The 24,282-nt window shown below is 34.3% G+C and carries 17 protein-coding genes; 10 read left to right on the top strand and 7 right to left on the bottom strand.

All coding sequences use genetic code 11. The annotated features are described in order from the left end of the window. Positions 1 to 127: 127 nt before the first annotated feature. A complete protein-coding gene (locus K9N40_01385; GenBank protein MCF7813114.1) occupies positions 128 to 1,114 on the bottom strand; it encodes a CsgG/HfaB family protein in 987 nt (328 codons plus the stop codon). Positions 1,115 to 1,276: 162 nt separating this feature from the next. Here K9N40_01385 and K9N40_01380 point away from each other — a divergent pair, with 162 nt between their 5' ends. Continuing rightward, positions 1,277 to 3,694 (top strand): ABC transporter permease, encoded by a 2,418-nt coding sequence (locus K9N40_01380; protein MCF7813113.1) that lies wholly within the window; start codon positions 1,277 to 1,279, stop codon positions 3,692 to 3,694. Between the two features lie 230 nt (positions 3,695 to 3,924). On the opposite strand, the gene K9N40_01375 is transcribed toward K9N40_01380, so the two are convergent. The 5 genes from K9N40_01375 to K9N40_01355 form a co-directional block, all read right to left on the bottom strand. Beyond that, positions 3,925 to 4,971: a hypothetical protein gene (locus tag K9N40_01375; GenBank protein ID MCF7813112.1), complete on the bottom strand. Its 1,047-nt coding sequence runs from the start codon at positions 4,969 to 4,971 to the stop codon at positions 3,925 to 3,927. 1 nt (position 4,972) lies between these two features. Continuing rightward, positions 4,973 to 7,390, bottom strand: a complete 2,418-nt coding sequence (locus K9N40_01370; GenBank protein MCF7813111.1) for a hypothetical protein — start codon at positions 7,388 to 7,390, stop codon at positions 4,973 to 4,975. 108 nt (positions 7,391 to 7,498) lie between these two features. Continuing rightward, positions 7,499 to 8,755, bottom strand: a complete 1,257-nt coding sequence (locus K9N40_01365) for a hypothetical protein (protein MCF7813110.1) — start codon at positions 8,753 to 8,755, stop codon at positions 7,499 to 7,501. Positions 8,756 to 9,048: 293 nt separating this feature from the next. Next, positions 9,049 to 9,765, bottom strand: coding sequence for a hypothetical protein (locus K9N40_01360; protein ID MCF7813109.1), 717 nt, complete (start codon positions 9,763 to 9,765; stop codon positions 9,049 to 9,051). 218 nt (positions 9,766 to 9,983) lie between these two features. Then, on the bottom strand, positions 9,984 to 10,715 hold the full coding sequence (locus K9N40_01355; GenBank protein MCF7813108.1) for a sulfite exporter TauE/SafE family protein: 732 nt from the start codon (positions 10,713 to 10,715) through the stop codon (positions 9,984 to 9,986). A 128-nt stretch (positions 10,716 to 10,843) separates the two neighbouring features. Between K9N40_01355 and K9N40_01350 the strand changes: the two genes are divergently transcribed. The 8 genes from K9N40_01350 (at position 10,844) to K9N40_01315 (ending at position 22,323) form a co-directional block, all read left to right on the top strand. Further along, a complete protein-coding gene (locus K9N40_01350; protein MCF7813107.1) occupies positions 10,844 to 13,366 on the top strand; it encodes a hypothetical protein in 2,523 nt (840 codons plus the stop codon). Between the two features lie 231 nt (positions 13,367 to 13,597). Continuing rightward, entirely contained in the window at positions 13,598 to 14,179 is a 582-nt protein-coding gene (locus tag K9N40_01345) for an HAD family hydrolase (protein MCF7813106.1), read from the top strand. Then, positions 14,176 to 15,372: an endonuclease/exonuclease/phosphatase family protein gene (locus tag K9N40_01340; protein MCF7813105.1), complete on the top strand. Its 1,197-nt coding sequence runs from the start codon at positions 14,176 to 14,178 to the stop codon at positions 15,370 to 15,372. The genes K9N40_01345 and K9N40_01340 overlap by 4 nt, the downstream gene beginning before the upstream one ends. A 31-nt stretch (positions 15,373 to 15,403) precedes the next feature. Further along, positions 15,404 to 17,122, top strand: coding sequence for a S8 family serine peptidase (locus K9N40_01335; GenBank protein ID MCF7813104.1), 1,719 nt, complete (start codon positions 15,404 to 15,406; stop codon positions 17,120 to 17,122). 140 nt (positions 17,123 to 17,262) lie between these two features. Next, complete coding sequence (locus K9N40_01330) at positions 17,263 to 18,177, top strand: endonuclease/exonuclease/phosphatase family protein (protein MCF7813103.1); 915 nt, start codon at positions 17,263 to 17,265, stop codon at positions 18,175 to 18,177. Between the two features lie 758 nt (positions 18,178 to 18,935). Further along, positions 18,936 to 20,432, top strand: a complete 1,497-nt coding sequence (gene lysS / locus K9N40_01325; protein ID MCF7813102.1) for a lysine--tRNA ligase — start codon at positions 18,936 to 18,938, stop codon at positions 20,430 to 20,432. 147 nt (positions 20,433 to 20,579) lie between these two features. Next, positions 20,580 to 21,893, top strand: coding sequence for a GHKL domain-containing protein (locus K9N40_01320; GenBank protein MCF7813101.1), 1,314 nt, complete (start codon positions 20,580 to 20,582; stop codon positions 21,891 to 21,893). A 16-nt stretch (positions 21,894 to 21,909) separates the two neighbouring features. Continuing rightward, on the top strand, positions 21,910 to 22,323 hold the full coding sequence (locus K9N40_01315; protein ID MCF7813100.1) for a response regulator: 414 nt from the start codon (positions 21,910 to 21,912) through the stop codon (positions 22,321 to 22,323). An 89-nt stretch (positions 22,324 to 22,412) separates the two neighbouring features. On the opposite strand, the gene K9N40_01310 is transcribed toward K9N40_01315, so the two are convergent. Next, on the bottom strand, positions 22,413 to 22,595 hold the full coding sequence (locus K9N40_01310; protein MCF7813099.1) for a hypothetical protein: 183 nt from the start codon (positions 22,593 to 22,595) through the stop codon (positions 22,413 to 22,415). A 13-nt stretch (positions 22,596 to 22,608) separates the two neighbouring features. On the opposite strand from K9N40_01310, the gene K9N40_01305 reads away from it, so the two are divergent. Further along, positions 22,609 to 24,255, top strand: a complete 1,647-nt coding sequence (locus tag K9N40_01305) for a PAS domain-containing protein (protein ID MCF7813098.1) — start codon at positions 22,609 to 22,611, stop codon at positions 24,253 to 24,255. The last annotated feature ends 27 nt before the right edge of the window (positions 24,256 to 24,282 follow it).

The raw sequence follows: 24,282 nt of genomic DNA, 5'->3' as shown, positions 1-24,282 counted from the left end.
AAATACAAATTTTGAATGTGAGTTTTTCTGTCAAATTAAAAGCTGTTAACAATATTTATGATGCTTTCTATACTAAAAAAAGCTCCTGAAAGTTAGCAGGAGCTTTATAAAAAAATCAATAATGAATTTATTGAACTGGAATATCCCTGAAAGTAATCGAGAAATAATTCTGAATATCAGGAATTTCCAAGAGCAGGTCCAGTCTTTTTACCATTTCGGGTTTAGTTTTCACACCAGAAAATTTAACTGTATATTGCGTTGCAACATCTTGCACCAGCATCACATCGCGAATTCCATTCCAACCTTTTGAGTGAGTTCCCAAAAATTGTTCTCGGCTTTTAAATTCTCTGCCTTGATCATCGATGATCCTGATATAATATTGATCTTTTCTATCTAGTAGAGATATGTTCTTATCCATATCCAAGTTTGTAACATCCAAGATTACAGATACAATTCCGTTTGTATAAAAGCATTCTTTCAAAACAAATTGAATACCATGTTCTACAACTGGAGGTTTTATGCCGGAAAGTTGAGGTTCAGATATACTATTATCGTTAGTTTCAAAAGTTTGTTGAATACTTTCTCCTAATAAGAGTTTGATGGTATCATCTTTCTGAACATTTACAGAAGCAACAGCAAAAACAGAACCGGATTCGGTAGAAATTAATCTGGCATTAATTTTTACGTTCTTACCCAGATCGCTGATAGATCCGCTGATGATTGCATCGACACCTAAAATCTGACCTAAACTTATTGCGGTTTCCTGATCGATGTAGCCTGTCATTCCAAGTTTCTGTTCTTCCAGAACTTTTTGCAGAAGGTTTCTTTCTACTACATCAAATCTGCCGGTTGTAAAAATCCGAGTTATCAATTCTTCGGCAATGAATCTGCCAAGTTGTGTTACATTCCCTTCCAAGTCAGCGAATTCGATAACAGCAATTTTACTGACATTTGACTGATTGAAACTGGCAATGATCTGTGACGTGAGATTGTTAAGTTGCTTATCGAGCGTGGGCACATTTTCCTTCCTTACTTCTTTGGGCTTATAATCGGGACCGCAGGAAACTATAAAAAGTACTAAACTTAATAACAAAATAAATTTAAAAATCTTCATCAATTCCTCCCAGAATTTTGAACTAATTTTTCATAAAACAAATAAGATAAAATCATTATTTCAGGCAAGTATTTTACACAAGAAAAATAAAATTATTGTAACAATTATCAATTATTCCGTTTTTGATTGTAAATAATATTGATGTCGTAAAAAGGAAAAATTATGATTAAAAATTATTTTAAAATTGCCTTTCGCAATATTTGGAAAAACAAAACTTATTCAGCCATAAACATCATTGGTTTTGCTATTGGATTGGCGAGTTGTTTACTAATTTTATTATTTGTGAATAATGAAATCAGCTTCGAAAAAATGCACAAGAATGGTGATAATATCTACCGGATAGCTGTAAATTTGTCTCACGGCGACAACAAAATCCCCTTTGCTTCTGTAATGCCGCCCCTGGCTCCAGCTCTGGAAGAAGAATTTCCCGAAGTAATTGATGCAGTACGAATTCGGCAGATGCAGCCGGATTACCAATTTGAATATGATAACAGAGAATTGGGTGAGATGGATGTTGTGTTTACAGAATCTTCTTTTTTCGATATTTTCAGTTTTGAACTTATTTCTGGTGATAAGCAGGATGTATTGACCGAACCATTTTCGATAGTAATATCACAACAAACAGCTGAAAAATATTTTGGAAATGAATTTATTGTGGGCAAAACACTTTCCGACGAAAATGGCAACATATTCACTATTACAGGAATTATGGAAAAACCGGCAACCAATACTCAAATGGATTTTGATGTTCTGGCTTCTTATTCCAGTTTGAAAGCAATGGGGATGTATAGTGAACAATGGGGACAGTTCGGAACAGATCATGTATATATTCTGGCAGATGAAAATCTTATTCCGGAAGAATTTGAAGCTAAACTTCCCGACCTGGTATTGAAAAAAACAAATTCAGCAATGGCTTCTATGATAATTCTGATGGTGCAGCCTTTCAAAGAAATTTATTTTTATTCTCATATCAATAATGAGTTCAGTCCCAGTGGAGATATCGATCAGGTGTACCTGTTTTCGGCAATTGCGTTTCTCATAATGCTGATTGCCTGCCTTAATTTCATGAATCTTTCTACTGCTCGTTCTGCCCATCGCTCCAAGGAAGTGGGAATGCGAAAAGTTTTCGGATCCAATAAATCTCAATTGATCCGTCAATTTTTGAGTGAATCAATTTTAATAACTCTGATTTCGGTAGTTTTGGGATTGATCATTTTTTCGTTCCTGTACCCGGAGTTAAATAATTTTATCGGACGGGAATTGAGCGTGAATTATCTGAAAAATCCTTTAACTATTTTGGTCATTTTGGTTTTGGCTGTCATTGTGGGAATTCTGGCTGGTTTGTATCCCGCATTTTTCCTTTCACGTTTCAAGCCGATCTCTGCAATCCAAGCCAGAAGCGGAAAAGCAAAAACTTTATTTCGTAAGATCATGGTGATCACTCAATTTACAATTGCGATCTCCTTGATAATTATTACAATAACGGTTTTTAAACAGATAAGTTATGTGAAGAACGTTGATCTGGGATTTGACAAAGAAAATAAATTGATCATTCCCACCCCAGATTCTGGACAAAATACAGAAATATTAAAAGAAGAAGTACTGAAAATTCCTGGAGTGGAAATGGCAACAAGCTGTTTTGCTCCTCCGGGCTCGGGTGGAGCTTTGGTGATGAACGCTGTAACAGATGATGGAGATGATGAAACACCACCGGAAGGAATGATGATAAATGCGCTAACTTGCGATTATGATTATATTCCGCTCTTCGATCTGGAATTGGTGGAAGGCAGAAATTTTGATCCTGATATTGCTTCCGATAAAAATATGGCTGTGATCATCAATGAAGCTGCTGTAAAAGAGTTTGGTTTGCAAAATCCGATTGGAGCAGAATTTGATCTGCCGATCGGTGGAGGATCTCAAACAATGAACGTGAATGAAGAACTTCCCAGACCCGAAGTTATCGGAGTTCTGAAAGATTTTCATTATCGCTCTCTAAGAGAAGAGATCAGTCCGGTAGCACTATTTATGGAAAACACATATTTTCAGAATGTAATTATTAAATATTCCGATAATACTGATCTTCCTGAACTAATTGGAAAAGTGAAAACCGAATATCAGAAGCTTTTTCCGAATGAAGAGTTTGATTACAGCTTTGTGGATGAAGAGTATAATCAATTATATAATGCTGAAGAAAAAATGGGAAAGCTGTTTTTCTTCTTTTCGATCTTGATAATTTTCGTTGCCTGTCTGGGAATATTCGGGCTGGCTTCTTTTTTGAGTGAACAGAGAAATCGTGAGATCGGTATAAGAAAAGTTCTGGGCTCCACAACTACCGGTGTTGTAAAACTGCTGACGACAGATTTCGTGAAATGGGTTTTAGTTGCGAATCTTATCGCAATTCCAATTGCCTGGTATGCCATGGATAAATGGCTGCAGAATTTTGCTTATCGAACTGTTATGAGTGTATGGATTTTTATCTTGTCAGGCGTTATCATATTACTTATTGCACTTTTCACGATAAGTACGCAAACCATAAAAGCAGCTAACCTGAATCCGGTAGAAACATTGAAATACGAATAATTTTGGAGAGAATTTTGGACTGCATCAATTTTTTGATGCAAAGCGACATTGTCGCTTCCAAAAAGCAGAGTCGTTCCGACTCTAAAAGGAAATAATTCCTTTACTCCAAAAAATAGCGAATGATCGCTGTACTCCAAAACACCCTTGGACTGCATCAATCCTTTGATGCAAAGCGACGCAGTCGCTTGAAAAGAACAGAGTCGTTCCGACTCTAAAAGGAAATAATTCTTTTACTCCAGAATCTTATCATACCACACGATAATATCTTTTAAAGCATATATTAGTGAATTTACGGTATCACTAGTAGCAAGTGTTTTTTCTTTTTTTTTGTAATTTTTATGATCACCATAATCACTTGCTATCTCCTGAATATCATATAGAAAATTCTTTATAATAGCATTAGAATTAAATTGAAAATTATTTATTCTCGTATCTTTATCGAAATTACATATCCAACTTATAACTCCTCTCATAACAATCTGATTCTTATTCTTGGGATTCCAGCAAAAATCAGGAGCATTTTTCAACCTGGCAATTTCCGGAAGAATATTATCGGAAAGGATATTTCTTATTGTAGTAAGATTTTTTCTTATGGTATTTTGATTTGAATCATCTTTATGAGTTAAAAGGTCAAGGAAGTTTTCCGAAACGTCAGAATCGATTTTTTCCAATATACGCACATATCTAATATTATCTTTCAAAACCTGAAGTTTTTCATCATTTTCAATTCGCATCTTTAGTTTATGCATTTCCAGATTATCAGATTTATCAATGATGTTACTTGCTTTAAATAATCCAAAATCAAAATGCTCTTTTAATCTATCTGCATTTCGCAGATCATCGCGGGAATTAGCTGTAAGAAAGTAAAAATTATTAATTACATCAAATTTAGCTGAGATAAGTAGTTCAAGAAAATAATCTCCCTCACGTTCAAAGAATTTATCATAAAACTCATTTTTGTAGCTTGTTCCGATTTTTTGTATATCTTCCAACTCATACTCTACTTCAGATAAGTTTCTATCAATTATGAAAATTGTATATTCATTTTGGAATTCTACTATTTTCTTTAAACTATCAGTAAAGCAATATTCAATATCTACAACTCCACACGATTCAACTATTCTCTTAATTTCCTGAGGTTCAGCACCGTAACCACTCTCATCATTTTCTAGTTTTTCTAACTGCTTTACTCTTTTAGGTCCAAGATATTTCTCGAATAACCTGATAATTTTGGGAACATTCTTTGTCAGTTCATCTTCCACATAAAGTATTTTCAACTTATACCTCCCACAAATTTTGGAACTTCACTTCTACCGAATATATTTCATTTTCAGTTCTAATATCAGGTTTTGTTTGCAGCAATTTAGAAAAATTGTTAATTATCTCATGTCCAAGACCACTAGATTTCACTTTAGTTTTAGGTTGGAATTTATTGCTTACTTGAATGGAAACATATTCATTATCAGCCGAAAACTCAATTTTGATAAAACGTTCATCCTGGGGAACGAAGGAAGAATATTTAACAGCATTGAAAACCATTTCCTGGATCATAATTAGGAATTTAAGAGAAGATCCCTTATCATTACCTATTACAAAATCCTGTGCCGAATCCAGATCAATTTCTGCTTTCAGCATATATGTGTTCATAAAATCCATTATTTTTTGAATTTCTGTTGTTTGAGAAACATCGTTCCATTTGGTTTTTGCTACCAGAAATTCAGCTTTGTTGGGAAAATAATTTCTCATAAATTTTTCAAAATATTTACCGTCGAACATCGAGCTAATGGAATATTTAAGGGACTCTATAAACATTTGTTTTAGAGAAGTAGAATTATTGTATTCTGCATTTTTTATGTCGTATTGGAAGTCTTCTATTGAACCTTTGAAACTAAGGTTCATTGCATTTACTAAACCGCGAACCAGATTGGCTCCTCTTATTGCATTATCTATTGCAACTGGTTGAAGTTTATTTTGGCTTTTCATATTTTCCAAAGGATCTATAATCGTACCGATCATGTTTTTGACCGTATGAGATAGATTTGCCAAAATACGATTGCGTTCTTCAACCCGTGCTTTAGTAATTTCATCTTTTTTTTCGACAGCTGAATTAATAAAAATCACATTTCTAGTATAGACAAATAATGAACTATACAATTTATGTATCAAATCAACATATTTTTTAAGTTCGTTATTGTTATCTGATATTTTATTCAATTTGAAGAATATTTTATGAAATATTTTAAAAGTAAAATAATCTTTTTTTATTGATGTATCATATTTTTCATACTTGAGATCATGAAAACTAGGACCAGATGTTATACCCGTTTTTGCAAATTCACTATATGATAAATCGATAGAATCAAAATAATTATACATAGAATAGTATCTTTGTGGGGTAAAATTAAATAAATAATTACATATTTTTGTAAATAATTTATGATTTTCAATATCAAAATTATTATCGTACAATCTAATTATAATAAGCAAAAGCGATTTTAGGTCATTTTTTATAGATTTTTCAACACTGTTTCTGTTTATTCCTTCTATCATAGCATGATATAATTTTCTAATATAATCTGATAAATTGAATATATCCTTTTGTAAAGTTAACGTGGTTTGGTTAGATATAAATGCTTCTAGTATTTTTAGTTCAAAATCGAAATCTAAATTTTGATCTAATAGAAAATCCACAATTTTTTTTCTATTCTTTAAATCTAATCTAATTAATCTGGGATTCAGATATTTCTTACAAATTAAATTGATTACTTCATTTTTAAGATTTTTAGTTTTTATTTTTTTAAAGATTTTAATTGGTTCATTTACATTTTGAATAATTGAAAAAAATAATAATAAAGACATTGATTCGCTACTCGGATATTTGGAAGCAAATTTATTAAGAGCTTCATATATATTTTTTCTTTTGGTATTTTCAATTGAAGTGTCAAAAAAATTCGAATATTCTAATAACATATCAATTATATTCATATCCTCAGTTTGATCATTAGTAATATGAAGAGATTGCTCTAAAATATCAGCAGTTAACTCAACATCATATTTAACAATAAGATCCAAGAAATTTCGCTCATAGAATATGTCTAATGGGGTTCCGTCAAAAACAAATTCATTGAACCAAATCACTAATTCTTTTTTAAACTGAGGATAGAATCTATTATCACGGTTTTCCATGAAGTATATGAATATCTTTTCAATTGGTTCATTATAATCAACATTAAAATTGTCGTTTAAATATTTAAAAATATCAAACAATAATTCAAGATCATCATTTGAAATGATGTAAGAAATTAGTTCTATAAAAATATTATCGTCATAGGTGAATAATAAATCTTTATAGTCTTCCTCATTTTTGTATAATACCCGAAAAAAATCATTGAATAAATCAACTTCATTTGTTTTGATAAGGGATATTAATTTTTCTGAAATCCTTGCTTCAACCTTTGTTTTGATTGGTTTAATGATTCTGTTTCTTTTGGCTTGTTCTTCGTCCAAAGGTATAAAATCAGAACCTGATGTATATAAAAATAAACTTCTGTTTAATACACTGCAAGGAACAAAATCATTATTTTTAAGTAAATCATCAGTTATTTCTACTAAAATGTCTTCATAACTTTCTTGAAATACTAACTCATTGCAATTCTTGTTGATTATAGCATTTAGAATTTGTTTTTTTCTATCCATGCAACCTCTCAAAACATAATAAAATACAAACAATTAATGTCATACAACCAGTTGTTGATTTCTTATCAGGAAATATTATTTTGTTAATTGGATCGTTTCTATCTATTTTCATATTTCACCCAATTTTTCCAAAATCGCAATAAATTTATCAATATTTCCCTCAACGAGGTTTATATCGATTCTTGCTTGTGATCTTTCCGGTAATGTATCAATATGATAACCAAACCTTTTTAGAAAATTACATAATTCGTTAATTGCAGGCTGTTTATACGAAGGTAAATATTTCTCTAATTTTTCTTTAGAAGGGAATATGATTCTTGGTCTACCACCGGATCGTGCCATAATGGATAAGCTATTCCTAATTTTTGATTCTCGTGAATAAATTCTAAGAGAGAATCCGAATTCTTTCTTTGTTTCAAGCAGAAATTCACCAGGTCTCATAGTTCTTCCCACATCTTCGTGAATCTCCAAATGATCCATCAGATTTTGAATAAGAAAAGAATTTCTCATTTCATCTGATATTGTAGTTGATTTATATCTCTCACGTCCATATGAAAGAACGTTTTCATAAATCAAGGTTTCATAAACAGCAAAATTCTTATTGAATTGTTTGGATTTAATTTTTTCTTTTACTTCGTTTAATTTATCATAAATTTCTAAAAGACTCAGATGTCCTTCATGTTCTTTTTTTCCACAAACTGAAAAGACCGGGACATTTAGCATACTTCTAAAATTTTGTAATTGACCAATATCTTCTCTTCCGATCTCAACTTCTATATAAGCTATTGGTTTATCTTCTTTGTTATTTACTGCAAAATCAGGTCTGATTCCACCTTTTAAATTAGTCGAAGGGAAAATAACAGAATCTTGTGGAAGATCAAACTGTTCTAAAAACCAGGATCTGAAATCATCAATTAGGAATAAACTGAAAAGTGATAAATTGATTCTATTTTCAGGTTTTGAAATATCTTCATTAGCAAAAACAGTAGTATCTAATATGATTTTTTGTTTGTAAATTTCTTGGGGAGAATTTTGACTGGAATTTTCATTGTTTTGGTTTTTATCAAAAGATCTATAATGAGGATTCAAAATGTTATTTTGGAAATCAAAAACAACTCCAAGTCTTGTTTGACTTTGTTTTAAATTTCCAGTTTGTTTTAGATTTGATTTGGGATTACAAAAATTATAATTTATATCTAAAAACCAATCTTCTGGTCCTTCTAGTTTATCTATATTACTTTGTTTCATTAATTGTATTAAACTTTCAACACTTTTAGAATTTAATAGATTTCTTTTTGTATTTAATACGCCAATATTTTTCAGTTCCGAATCATCAAATTGCTCTAAAAATTTTCTGATGTCCATATGACCTCCATAGATTTCAATTTACTTAACCTACCATAATTAAAAATCACATTCTGTCCAGTTGAAAAACAATGGTCAAAACTTAAAGTGTTATCATAAAAGAAATTAACACTATTTTCATGGTTTATCGATTTTAAATACATGCGTAACTTTTGTTACGTTTAACTTTTGGAGTGAATCAATATCACTCAGAAGTCTGAAAGACTTGTAGAGTGTTTGATGCAAAGCGTCGCAGTCGCTTGAAAGAGCATAGTCGTTCCGACTCTAAAAGGAAATAATTACCTTACTCCAAATTACTTTATTTCTAATTTTCTTAACCTCTTTCTGAAAGTATGTGGTTTCAGACCCAAAAGTTTTGCTGCCTTCGCTGCATTTCCACCAGCAAGCTTTAAAGCTCCTTTGTAATATGCTGGTAATATTTCATTTATTAGGTCTAAACCTTCTTCAGGTATATAAAAACCTTTTTTAAGAGCTGTCTCGAGATCTAATGAATTCTTAAGTTGCTCGTTTTCTCTAGCAAGTTGAGTAAGTTTTGCTTTGATCTCGGGAGTTTCTTCTATTTTTGGGAAATCATCTAGTTTAAATGTTATCTCCTGAATTCCAGCCTCACGAGAAACTTGAATAAGTTTTGCGTTAATAACTCCACCTTGAACTAAAAAAAGCCAGCAAGCATGCATGGTCGGTGTACCAGAAGTAACCGAAATGGTAAATTTCGCTTTTGGATTATCTTTTTTCAATTTCTGAATCACCTGATACATAGCAGGATAAACAAAATTGTAATCAATTGGACTCAAAGTTTCTGCTAGACGATACTCTACTTTCATTTGTGGATAGTTCTGATTACAGAATTGCTGTGTTCGATTTAGTGAATCCCAGTATTTCTCATTATTAAATAATAGAAAAAGTTTATCGAATTTATGTTTTTTTAATATAGAAAGAATTGGTCCGAGTTCTTCTTTATCATCTGCAAAAGGATCATGATTCCCGATAAAAGATATTAAGATTTTCATGTGTTTAGATATGAAAATATAGTGATTTTTGGCAATAAATTTTTTGGAGTTTGTTTGATGCAAAACTTTGGACTGCATCAATTTTTTGATGCAAAGCGACATTGTCGCTTTAAAAGAGCAGACTTCGTTCCTATACATTCAGAACTTCGGCTTGGCAGGTAGAATGACAGAATTAAAGAGTTATCGGTGTTTATCTGCGTTTATCCGTGGTCGAAAAATTATCTTAAACCCGAAATTACTGCCAGCACTCCCATTATCAGAAGCAAAACTAAAGTAAATTTTCTGAAATGCTGTTCCTGAACTTTATGAGAAAACAAGTTTCCCAGAATTACACCAACCAGAAGCCCGGGTAAAAATCGTAAAGAATAATGCATTACATCTTCTGTAAAAAGTCCATTTAACCAGAATACTGGAATTGTGAAAATATTCAATAGAAAAAAATAGATCGCAAGATTTCCTCGAAATGAATGTTTTCCAAGATCTTGATTTGCCAGGAATATAATAATCGGTGGCCCGCTGATAGAAATACTTCCACTCAAAAGTCCACTGAATATGCCTATCGGAATCATCGTGATTTTCTCATGCTTCAGTGTTTTTCGATAACCCATCAAAAGCAGCAATCCAAACACGATGATAACTCCACCAATAAAGATCTTTAGAATACTGCTATCCAATATAACCAGTAAATGAGCTCCAAATGGCAATCCAACAATTCCGGCAGCCAGCAGAATCCAGATCTTTTTCAGATCAACAGATTTACGCGTGGAATATAAAACGACCAGATTGATGATAATAGAATAAAGCATCAGAATAGGAACAGCAGTTCTGGGAGGAATTATCAAAGTTATCAGAGGAACGGCTAAAATTGAAAAACCGAATCCGGAAAGCCCCTGCAGCATCCCGGAAATCAGAAAAACAATAATTCCAAATATCAGCACATTCAATTCCATCTTTCCTCCAATATCTTGGAACGAGGAATATTTTGTCGTTTGAGTTGTCAAATAAATCGGATATCTACAGCTATTGCAGCCGAAGACCTTTTCTTGACACAAAAGAGAGAACCAAAAAAATGCGCATAATGAAAAGGTCGATATTGAGAAGAAGAATAACGCTATTGCTGGTTATCATCAGCTTATTCTGGAGTGTGGTTGTTTACACTCAGGAAAGTGCTGAATCACTTATCGATCAGAAACCTGATTCTTTATCAGCAATTTCCGATTCACTTGTAAAAAAAGATTCGATGGAAGTCGATTCTGTTTTCTATGCTGCCGACAGCGTGTTTTATTCTGTGGATGATGAATTGATATTGTTGGCTGGAGAGGCAAACGTTAAATACCACACCTCCGATATTCAATCGGATACGATCTCGATCGATATGAAAAAAGAGCAGGCTTTTGCCAAAGGTGAATCTTTTATGGAAGATGGCAGTCAGCTTATTCTGGGAGAAAATGTGTACTATGATCTGGATACGCAATGGGGACTTCTAAAGCAAGGTGCCAGCAAATTCGATAAAGGTTTTTATTACGGAGATGAGATTCGCAAAATAGATAAGAAAACATTCGATGTAGATAATGGCATTTTTACCACTTGTGATGCGCTTCATCCGCATTTTTATATTGGAAGCAAAAAACTGCGATTGTATCAGAATGACAAAGTTGTGGGCAAACCTATCATTTTTTATGTTAATCATTTTCCTGTAATGGCTCTACCTTTTGGAACCTTTACCATAAAACGCGGTAGGCAATCAGGAATTCTGGTTCCATCTCCCGGTTGGAGCGAAACTGAAGGTAAATACTTGGAAAATATCGCTTATTATTATGCTTACAAAGATTATGCCGATGCAACTCTGGCTTTGGATTATTACGAGAAAACCGGATGGCAGTTTGGCTTGACTTCTGAATATATAAAACGCTATATTTTTAATGGCAATTTCTCAGCAATCTTGCAGAAACGAATAAATGGACCCGATCAGGCAACTTATGAGTGGAATGTTCACAGTCGTCATCATCATGAATTTGGTAATCATACAACTTTTGATGCCAATTTGAATTTTGTAAGCAGTTCCAAAGTTTGGCAGGGCAGCGAAGATGTGAACGAACGTCTGGCGGAAGAGATCAAATCATCAATGTCTTTCAAAAAACCGTTCCTGGGAAGTTATCTGAACGTGAGTGCAAATTATACACACGACCTTCTGGGAGAAGATAAAACTTATGTGATTGATGGTGATACATTAACCTGGAACGGTGAAAGAAAAGATATTGTGCTGCCTTCCATTTCATATTCCCTTCCATCCAAACCTTTTTACGAGATTTTCCTGGCAGAAGATGAAGAAATTCCAGAAGATTCCTGGTGGAAAGGTTTTTCCTATTCATACAGATTCAAAGCCGTTCAATCCGGTTTTACATCCGATAGAAATTCTTCTTTCGATGAGATCATCTGGAGTAACAAAAAAGATGATGAAGGAACTGATATAAACGAACATCATGCCGGAGCCAAACATTCCGGAGGTATCAGTTTCAGTTACAAATTTAAAGGCTGGCTGAACATCACACCATCCATTTCGGGAAACGAAGTCTGGTTTGACAGAGATAAAAATGATAATGAATTTGTGAGAGCTTCAGATTACAGCGCAAATACAACTGCCTCATTCAACCTTTATGGAATACGAGATTTTGGAGATATTTATGTAAGAGCAGTTCGTCATGTTATCACTCCCAGCGCTACTTTTTATTACCAACCCGATTTTACGGAAAACGATAAATATTACAGCTTCAGTGGTATCAACGTTAAAAATGGTGAAAAATCCCGTAGTATCACTTTGTCTTTGGATAATAAATGGTCACTGAAACTGCTTGGAACAGAAAAAATTGATGAAAGAAAGATCAACGATTTTTTTAAGATAAAATCGAGTATTTCCTACGATTTTGAAAAAGAAGGAAATGGATACTCAGATATTTCTCACTCGATTAATTTCAATTTCAATAATTTCAAATGGAAATTCCTGAGCTTGAGTTTTGATCCTGATGGATCTGTTTCGCAGGGAACTTATGATCTCAAATTTAAAAACTGGAACCATAAAGATTGGAATTATGGCGTAAAGAACTGGAGCTTTGGAACAACTACAAAATTAACTCTTTCCGGTGATGCTAATTATATCGATTATTTCCCGATCGCAGAAAATAAATTTGAAACCAGCGATTTTTTTGCTTCCGACACCTTGAGTACAGAAGAAGATAACGTTATAAATACAATAAAAGAAATGGATGAGCTGCAGAAAAGCAAGAAAAATTGGTCACTCACTTTTACTCATAATTATGACACAAACAAAGCGTCACACGAGGCTAACGATTATTCCAGTAATCTTCGCATGGCACTAAGTGCTAAAATATCAAAGAATTGGATCATTGCCTATGACAATTATATCGATCTGCAAAAAGATGAATTGGTTTCTCACAGTTTTACGATTACCAGAGAATTGCATTGCTGGAAAGTTTTTTTCCGCTATACACAACAAGGTGATTACTGGAATTACAGATTCCAGCTTTTTAACATAAAATTACCTGATGCTCTTAAATTCAGAACATCGGATCATAAAAAGTAGTGTAACGTGCAGAAAAAGTATTGTAACACGTTCACTCCTGAACGTGAACAAAAGCAACTCAAAGCTCCGTCTTTGAGAATCGCAAACAAGATGTTTTCGGTACAAAGTAACTCAAAGCTTCGTCTTTGAGGATCGCAAACAAGATGTTTTCGGTACAAAGTAACTCAAAGCTCCGTCTTTGAGAAATAGTTTCCCCTTAACAGGGGGAGAAAAAGGAGTTTTATTAGTTAAATGAAAAAAGCAGTTTTTTTAGATCGTGATGGTACAATAAATTCCGACGAAAATGGATATATAAATAAACCGGAAGATTTTGAACTTTACGAATTCACAGCCGAAGCTATCAGAAAATTGAATGAGATGGATTTTCTGGTTTTTGTGATTACAAATCAATCTGGGATTGCGAGAGGATTTTATACTGAAAATGAGATGAATAAAATCCATCAAAAAATGCTGAAAGAACTACAAAAACATAATGCAGAGATCACTGAGATCTTCCATTCTCCATATCACAAAGATGGTAAAATTGCACCTTTCACCATCGATCATGAAGATAGAAAACCGGGTTTGGGAATGTTCAAAAAAGCCTGTGAAAAATACAATTTCTCAATAAAAGAGTCTTATATGATTGGCGATAAATATGCCGATATTGAATTTGGTAAAAAAGCCGGTTTAACGACGATTTTAGTACGAACGGGCTATGGAGAGAAGGAATTCCTGGAGAATAGAAAGAACTGGAAATACAAGCCGGATTTTATTGCGGAACATCTTTTGCATGCTGTTTTATTAATAGAAAAATTGGAGAAGAAAAAGTGAAAAATATAATTTTGTTATTTGTGATGATTTTACTCATTTCCTGCGGTATATCTACCGAACCTTCAGGCAAAAGAGATAAACCAACCAATCTGAAAGCGGTAAATACTTTGAATGATGAAATTCATCTGAATTGGGATGACAACAGCAATCAGGAGATCGGTTTTTTGATTTCACGTCAGACAGGCAGATCAGAATTTGTAATCATCGATACCACCGAAATCAATCAAAGCGAATATCTGGATGACGATGTGGAAGAAAATGAATATTACATCTACCGAGTAGCTGCGGTTTTCGATGATGAAATATCGGACTGGAGCAATGAAATTGAAATCCTGCATCAGTTCTATTTTGGCGGTCTGGAATTCGGCACTGACGAAACTTTCGATGTGGTTACCTGGAATATCGAGCATTTTCCAAAACAGAACCAGACAACGGTAGATTACGTAACTTATGCTATTTTGGGAATGAATGCAGAAATTTTCGGATTGCAGGAAATTGAAAATCAAGATTTTTTTTATACTTTAGTCGATCAATTAAATTCCATAGATGTAAATCACAATTGGGAAGGACATCGAGCCTATTCAGCATCGTATGATATAAATCTGGCGTTTATCTATAAATCCGATTTAGTTCAAGTTATTGATATTTACGAGATTTTTGAAAATGACAATAGACCATTTCCCAGAAATCCACTGGTAATGAATTGTATTTATGACACAGAAGAATACTTCATTATCAACAATCATTTCAAAGCTTCGGGAGATGGGATTATGAATTTGAATGATCCCTGGGATGAAGAAACCCGCAGATATGATGCCAGCAATCTTCTGGATGATTTTATCTCTGAAAATCTGCCAGACGCAAACGTTTTTGTGATCGGAGATTTGAATGATGAATTGGATGATAATTCAGCAAATAATGTTTTTCAGAATTTGATCGATAATTCCAGTGAATATCTTTTTGTAGATATGGATATTGCTTGGGGACCCAATAATTACTGGTCTTATCCCGGCTGGCCCAGCCATCTCGATCACATTATGATTACAAATGAATTGTTCGATGAATTTGCTTTTTCAGATTCGAGTGTCGAGACAATTTTATTAGACGAGTATCTGGATGGAAACTGGGGTGAATACGATAATTATGTTTCAGATCATCGTCCGGTAGGATTGAATCTTGACCTGGAAGAATAATGAATGAATGATCTATAACCACGGAGGAAAAATGAGAAAATCAATTATTATTTTAATGATTTTTATATTTAGTACACTTTTTGCATCTGAAACTCTCTATAAATCCGGAGAAATAATGGTGCAGCTGAATCCTTCCTTTCCCAGCCAGGAGCAGATACGAAAATTGGAGAATGAATTCAGTGAGATTGATCTGAAATTTGAACGACTTCTAACCAGAAGAATGAATATCTGGTTGTGCTCTTTTGTTCCCGATCGATGGAAAGATGAAGATGTGAAAATTTCTTTGAATGAAAGTAAATATGTTATGATTTCACAATTCAATCATTACATCGAACAACGTGAATTTCCTGATGATGAAAGTTTTGATCTGCAATGGAACATGCACAATACCGGGCAGATGAACGGCATTGAAGATAGTGATATCGACGCACCTGAAGCCTGGAATATTACAAACGGTGGAGTAACAGCTTTTGGAGATACTTTAGTAATTGCCATTGTGGATGGTGGTGCCGATCTGAACCATGATGATATAAACTATTTCAAAAATATCAATGAAATTCCCAATAATAATATTGATGATGACTGTAATGGTTATGTAGATGATTACGACGGTTGGAATGGTTATACACATTGCGGTATTATTCCTACAGACAGCCACGGAACTCACGTGGCAGGAATTGCCGCAGCGATCGGAAACAACAATTTAGGTGTAACCGGAGTTTGCTGGAATGGCAAAATCATGCCGATAGCGGCTGATTCCAGTGTAGAATCGGTTGTGGTGGAAGGTTATGGATATGTATTGGAAATGAGAAAGTTATGGAACGAAACAGCAGGAGCTTTGGGAGCTTTTGTAATTTCTACGAATGCTTCTTTTGGAATAGATTACGGCAATCCCAACCAGTACCCACTGTGGAGCGCAATTTACGATTCTCTAGGTGTAGCTGGTGTTCTCAGTTCAGCTGCGACTATGAATGCTGGCGTAAATATTGATAATTGCGGCGACATGCCAACAGCTTGCGAAAGTGATTATCTTTTAACAGTAACCAATACGATGAATGACGATACAAAACACAACAGTGCGGCTTATGGCTTGGAATGCATTGATCTGGGAGCTCCAGGCAGCAGTATTTACTCTACAAATTGGAATAACGATTATACGTGGAAAACTGGAACTTCAATGGCGGCACCGCATTTGGCAGGAGCGGTTGCTCTTATGTTTTCTGCAGCACCTCAGGATTGGCTGCTGGAATATGAAGCAGACCCTACAAAATGTCTGGAAATCAAACAGTTTTTATTGGATGGTGTTGATATTATTCCCGATCTGGAAAATGTGACTGTTTCCGGAGGAAGGTTAAATGTATTCAATTCTTTGGATTTGATGTTGAATCCGGTTTCTGCTCAAAATAATATTCCTGAATCTCAAATTCATATTACAAATTATCCCAATCCTTTCAATCCCAGCACGACAATCAGCTTCAGCGTAACGCAAAGCTCTGTCTTTGCGACAATTGAAATTTTTAATCTGAAAGGCCAGAAAGTGAAAACATTTACGTTCCCAAGCGGGAGTTTAGCAAAGAGAGAGGGAAAAAGTCATCCTGAGCCTGTCGAAGGATATGGCACGTCACCGAGTTATTCTGTTGTCTGGAACGGTACCGATAACAACAACAAACCTGTTTCTTCGGGCATTTATTTTGCCAGATTGCAAGCTGGAAACCAGATTTTTACAAGGAAAATGGTATTGATGAAATAATCTTCGAATTGTTTTCGAATTTTTTCGAATTGTTTTCGAATTTTTTCGAGATCATTCGAATGTTTATGAGTTAAAATTTACTAAATTCAACATTCGGAAGAACTTCGTACATTCCGAAGTTGGAAAAAATTGGAGATATTATGAGAAAAATTATTTTTGCTTTCTGCTTTCTGCTTTTTGCAATTTTAGAGAGCGAAGAACTTCCCGAAATTGAATATGATAAACTGGAAGTGGGTGAAGAGCAAACTTTGGAAGTGATGACCTGGAATATTCAAAACTTTCCCAAAAGTGATTTTACAATAGATTATGCAGCTGACATAATCAATGCTGTCGATCCTGATATTATCGGTTTCCAGGAGATCGAAAGTGATTCAGCTTTCTTTTGTTTGATCGATCAACTTAATGCACTGGATAAACATAACTGGAGCGGCTATCGAGCCAATCGCAATTACTGGAAGCTGGAACTGGCTTTTATCTACAAAACCGATCTGATCGGAGTGAGTGGAATTTATGAGATTTTTTTTGGAGAATGGCAGCCATTCCCACGCAGTCCGCTGGTATTGGAATGTACTTTTGCCGACCAGGAGATCATCATTGTAAATAATCATTTTAAAGCCAGAACGGGAGCCGAAAATGAAGCACGCCGTCGGGCTGCTGTAGAAAAACTGGATGCCTGGATTTTGGCAAACCATCCCGACGACAATGTGATCGTTCTGGGTGATTTGAATGATCAATTGATAGATGAAGGCGCTGCCAATGTTTTTACCAGCCTTTTGCAAAAACCTGCTGAATACAGATTTGTCGATTATGAAATTGCCCAGAACGACAGTGCCGACTGGAGTTATCCTTACTGGAAATATCGTGGTCATATCGATCACATTCTCATCTCCAACGAACTTTATGATGAATTTGAAAGCTCACAAGAATTTGTAAAAGTGGTTACCATCGATAAATTCATGGAAGGCGGAGATGATGCGCGCTATAAATACATCACCGATCATCGTCCGGTAGTTGTAAAACTGAAATTCGAAATGCCGGAGGAAGAGAAGGAATAAATACCGAATAGCATCGATTAACACAGAAACAAAATTAAATTTATATTCACGCTTCCCCCCGAAAAATTTGGAAGGTATAAACCTAATTTATTGTAATAAATGAAATTGTTGCTTTATTAACTGTCCAAAACCTTATCCAGTAAAGCCCACGAATTCATTCGTGGGAATCTTGATACGAGAAATATTTCTGACAACGGTTTCAACCGTTTACACAAATAAAAAACCATTGAAATGGTTACTATAAAAGGCTTTGTTTGCTTTTCCCATGAATAACCCAGTGAAATTGAATTGATTTCACAGATTAAAAATTCATGAGCTTGAAAAAAATGAAATTATTGTGTTTTTGTTGATTACTGAAAAATAAATATTATTCGGGGGATACGTTTTGAATTTATGTTGGTTTGACCATCTCGATAAAAAAAAGTAAAAATCGACTTATCACATAACCTTTTGGCATGTGACAAGTCTTGAAGCTTGTTCTATGTAACAGCAGAATTAAATAAGTTGAATTAGTGAAAAGGCTTCTTTCACAAAGTCTTACGAAAAGCACATTCAGAGTTAGAAAGTTTTGTTAAGATTCTTCGTCGATTGCCTTTGCAAGAATTCCTCAGAAAGACAATTGTAGATTCTTTGTGGCTTCGTGTCTTAGTGGCAAATCTTATACCAAACTTGACACAAAAACCACTCTCATAAATTAGGAAACGTGACTGCGGCATAACTAACCGTAGAATCACAAATTAGATAAATGGAGAAAAAAAATGGAAAACATTAATCAGTTGCTGAAAGTACGACGAGAAAAACTGCAGAAAGTGAGGGATTTGGGAATCAATCCGTTTCCCAATCGCTGTAAACGAACTCATAAGATCGGTGAACTGATTGAGCAAAAAGATAAATTTTTGGAAAGTGGTGAAAAGGTTACAATCACTGGACGTTTGAATGCGATGCGGCGCCAGGGAAAAGTAGGATTTGGCAATATTTCTGATGATTCCGGCAGAATTCAGATCTTCGTGAGAAAAGATAACGTTGGCGAAGAAAATTACGAAGTTTACAAGTTATTTGATCTGGGAGATTTCGTGCAGATCGAAGGTGAGTGTTTTATAACCAAAATAGGAGAATATTCCATTCGAGCCAGCCAGGTGACGATGCTGGCAAAAAGTTTGAAACCACTTCCCACTGTAAAAGAAAAAGTTGTAGACGGTAAGCTGCAGCGTTATGATGAATTTCATGACATTGAACTGCGTTATCGTAAACGCTATCTCGATCTGCTTTTGAATCCGGAAGTGAAAGATACATTTGTTATTCGCTCTCGAATGATAAAAGCGATGCGGGATTTCCTGGATTCTAAAGGTTTCGTGGAAGTGGAAACCCCAATCTTGCAGCCACTTTATGGCGGGGCAAATGCCCGACCTTTCATTTCTCATCATAATACTTTGGACATCGATCTGTACTTGCGAATTGCTCTGGAACTTTATCTGAAAAGATTGATCGTGGGCGGAATTGAACGTGTTTATGAAATCGGTAAAAATTTCCGAAATGAAGGAATGGACAGAACTCACAATCCCGAATTTACCATGATGGAATTGTATCAATCTTATACCGATATAAACGGAATGATGGATATCACGGAAGATATGATCCTTCATATTGCCAAGGAAGTTTTTGGAATTGAAACCATCGATTTTATGGGAACGGAAATTCATCTAAAAAAGCCCTGGCGAAGAGCCGGAATGATCGAATTGATAAAAGAAGAAAGTGGTTTTGATGCTTCCGATTTTGATTATAAAAAGATCAAAACATTTTGCGAAAAACATGAGATCGAAATCGAACCAACTGCCGGAGCAGGAAAATTGATCGAAGCTTTATTTGAACATTTCGTGGAACCAAAGTTGGTTCAACCGACATTTGTTACCGATTTTCCGAAAGAGATTTCTCCTCTGGCAAAAGAAAAACCTGGAAATCCACTTCTTACGGAAAGATTCGAATTGTTCATAAATGGAAACGAGTATGGAAATGCTTTCACAGAATTAAATGATCCTATCGAGCAAAGAGAAAGGCTGGAAGCGCAGTCCAAACTGCGAGAAATGGGAGACGTTGAAGCAAACGTGGTAGATGAAGATTTCCTGGAAGCATTGGAATATGGAATGCCGCCGACTGGTGGATTGGGAATCGGCATCGACCGTCTGGTAATGCTATTCACGGGTAATACTTCTATCAAGGAAGTAATCCTCTTTCCCCAAATGAAACCAGAAGAATAAATTATTGAATGGGCAGCTATTGCTGCCCTTTTTTTTATAAAAATTAATTTCATATAAAAAAAGTATTTACAAATCAAGCTATATAATTTATAAATTACAAACGTAAAATTAATTGATGATTATTAATTTTTTCATAAGGGGTTGGATATGAGCATAGACGATGTAAAACCAAAGAAAAAGATCAATATTGAAGTAGAACCAAAAGAACTCGAAAATCGCATCGATGAAATTTTCTATTCCAGTGTAAAAGCTCTTTCTTTTGCTGTTACATTTCTTTTCTTGATATTTGCTATTGCTCATCTTACAATGTTCAACGCAAACATGATGACAGTGCTGCAGACTGTGATGTCATTCTTGCTGCTTTTTGCCGTTATGAACCTGGTGATGAGCATAAAAATGAAGCCAAAATATAGTCATTTATTAGGCACGATAATTTTAGGTATTTTACTTTTCAACAGCATCCAATATATAAAATTTACAGGTGATATCATTTACATAATTTACATAATTTTACTTATTATTGGATGTGGCATATTTTATCTTTCTTTTAAATGGTATTTTATTTCAATTATTATCATCCTGTTAACTGTGGTCCATCAACTTATCCTCAATAATTTCACTGAATATTGGAAGGATATTTCGGTAATTCTTCTGCTTTCATTTTATGTTTCTTTCCTGGCAAATTATCTACGTATAAAATCTACCAGAAATTTTCAAACCTTGTTTATGCTTTCCCATAAACATGAGAAAGAATTGGAGAAAGCAATGGTCAAAATTGAAAGCATAAATACTGAATTAAAAGATTTTGCCTATATTGTTTCTCACGATTTGAAGGCACCACTTCGAGGAATAAATTCATTGGCGACCTGGCTTGTAAGTGATTATGAAGATAAATTTGATGAAGATGGAAAAGAACAGTTGAACTTACTGAAATCACGCGTGAAACGCATGGATAGATTGATAAATGGAGTTCTGGAATATTCCAGAATTGGACGGTTGCATGAAGAGCATGTAGAATTAGATCTTAGTAAAACAGTTCCGGATATTATCGATCTTCTGGCTCCACCGAAGAACATGAATATCGAGATAGTTAATGTACTTCCTACTGTGAAATTGGAAAAAACCAGAATAAAACAAATTTTCCAAAATCTGCTCAGCAATGCGCTAAAATATATCGATAAACCAAAGGGTGAGATCAAGATAGGATGTGAAGATAATGCAGAATTCTGGAAATTTTCTGTTTCGGATAACGGACCTGGAATTGCGGAAAAGGATTATGATAAGATCTTCAAGATCTTTCATATGTTACAACCCAGAGATCAAAATAACAGCACGGGTGTGGGCCTTACGGTTATCAAAAAAATTGTAGAAATGTATGGCGGAAAAGTATGGTTGAATTCCAAATTGGGAGAAGGAACAACTTTTTATTTTACACTTCCAAAAATGAAAACAGAAGAATAGATTTTGGGGTTTATTTATGAAAAGTAACAGACCAATTTTAGTTGTTGAAGACGATCTGGTAGATGCTATGACGGTGAAACGAGCTTTAAAAGAGATCGAAGTTTCGAATGAAGTTATTGTGAAACAAAATGGGGAAGATGCTTTGGAATACCTGCAAAGTGAAATCATGGAGCTTCCGGCAATTATTCTATTGGATTTGAATATGCCCCGTATGAATGGAATTGAATTCTTGCGTACTATAAAACAAGATGAGAAATTACTTAGCATTCCTGTTGTTGTACTCACTACATCTCGTTCGGAACAAGATAAGTTGGATTCCTATAAACTTGGGGTTGCCGGATATATTATCAAATCGGTAAATTACCAGGAATTTGTGGAAATGATAAAAAAGATAGAAAATTATTGGGATATCTGTGAGTTCCCTATTTAGGAATTTATTAATCTCGAAAACAGGAGATTTATGAGAAAAAAATCACTAATTCTTTTATTACTCACTATAATTTGCTTTAGCTTATTTTCTCAGGACAATTTTATTCGAACCCAGGAAAATTCTACAAAAAAAGATTCCATCGTTCTTGGCAATTCCTCAGGACAATTCAATAGAACATCCAATTCAAATCCTAATATAAGATCATCAAAATCATCTTGGGGAACTCTGTCATATGTCATTCTGATACTTCTTATAATTGCCTTTATTTTCATCATTGTTTTAATGATGATTCAGTTTAAACTGCGAAATGAATTGAGGCAAGTTGAAGAAAAGGAAGAAAAGAAATATCGCTATAAATCTAGAACATTGCTAAAATCTCTGGAAGAACAGACCAGCGAATTGAATCGACTTCGTAAAATATCTTCTACATATAAGAAAATGCAGATATCTTTTGAAGAAATGCAGAAAAATACTTCGAGACTCGATCTTCTTAAGAAAGCAATTATTTCCATCAAACATCCTGTTTCCATTACCAATTTGCAGGGAAAGATCATTTTCTGCAATCCGGAAATGGCCAACCTTTTTGGTATAAAAACAAGCAATTTACTGGAGAAAAATATAAAGATTTTTTTTAAAGCAGATGATAATCCAATACCATCTTTTGATAATCTGGATCAGTGGCGAAGTACAGATTTTTATTTAAGAACCAAAGGAGATGAAGAAAATTCCAAGTATCTTTTAGCAAAACCGGAATTACTTCGCGATGCTGAAAAAAATCCTCTTGCGATCGTTATTTCCTTCATGCAGATAGACGACATAACTACTTCAAAATTTAAAGGCGTAGAAGAACCTGAAGACACCAAAAATGAATATCAGAGTATTTTCGATAATATGAAAGATGTTTATTTTGAGCTTGATGAAGAGGGTTGGATCAAAGATATAAGTCCATCTATCAGAAACCTGATTCATCTCGATCGAGATCAGATTATTGGCAAGAAACTTGGGTTCATTTGTACCGATCTGGAATGTGAAGATGTTTTCTTGAAAGTGATCAGACAGCAAAAAGAGATCGATAATTTTGATATTTCTTTCTCTGATCCTGATGGAAATTTTATTCCGTGCTCAATTAGTGCCAGAGTTTTAAAAGATGATTCGAGTGATGGGATAAAGATAATCGGTTCGATCCGAAACGTAACCGAAAGAAAAATTGATGAAGAAAAAATGCTGAAAGCCTTGAGAGAATTGAAGAAGACCAACAAAGATCTCATGGATTTTGCTAACATAACTTCCCACGATCTGAAATCTCCTCTCAGAGCAATAAACACTTTGGCAAATTGGGTTCTGATGGATGAAGAGAATAATCTGACAGAGGAAGGCAAAAAGAACATGAATCTTCTTGTGGGAAGAACTGAAAGAATGCATCAGCTAATTGAAGCAATTTTTGAGTATGTGAATGTCGTGAATTTTGATGCAGAAAAGATCAAAGTAAACATGAACAAACTCATTAAAAATGTTACCCACAAACTATCAATTCCGCAAAAAATTCAAATTAAAGTTCAGGAAAATCTTCCTGAAATTGTATTTGAAAGGACCAGGGTAGAACAGATATTTGAAAATCTTATTGAAAACTCGATAAAATATAATGATAAAGATACAGGGCTGATCCAGATAAAATCTGAAGATAAGGGATCGGAATGGCAATTCTCTGTGGAAGATAACGGACCCGGAATTGATGCAAAATACTTCAGTAAAGTATTCCAGATATTCCAGACTCTGGAAAGCAAAGATGATATCGACGGAACCGGAATAGGTTTGGCAATTGTAAAAAAGATCATCGATAAATACGACGGCAAAATCTGGTTGGAATCAGAACCGGGAGAAGGCCTAAAAGTGATATTTACAATTCCAAAATTGAAGCAAAAAAAAGAATAACAGAAATTATTTTTTAAAGGTGATAAA

The organism is Candidatus Cloacimonadota bacterium, from assembly GCA_021734245.1.
Taxonomy (GTDB): domain Bacteria; phylum Cloacimonadota; class Cloacimonadia; order Cloacimonadales; family TCS61; genus B137-G9.
This window is presented reverse-complemented; position numbering and strand designations above follow the sequence as displayed.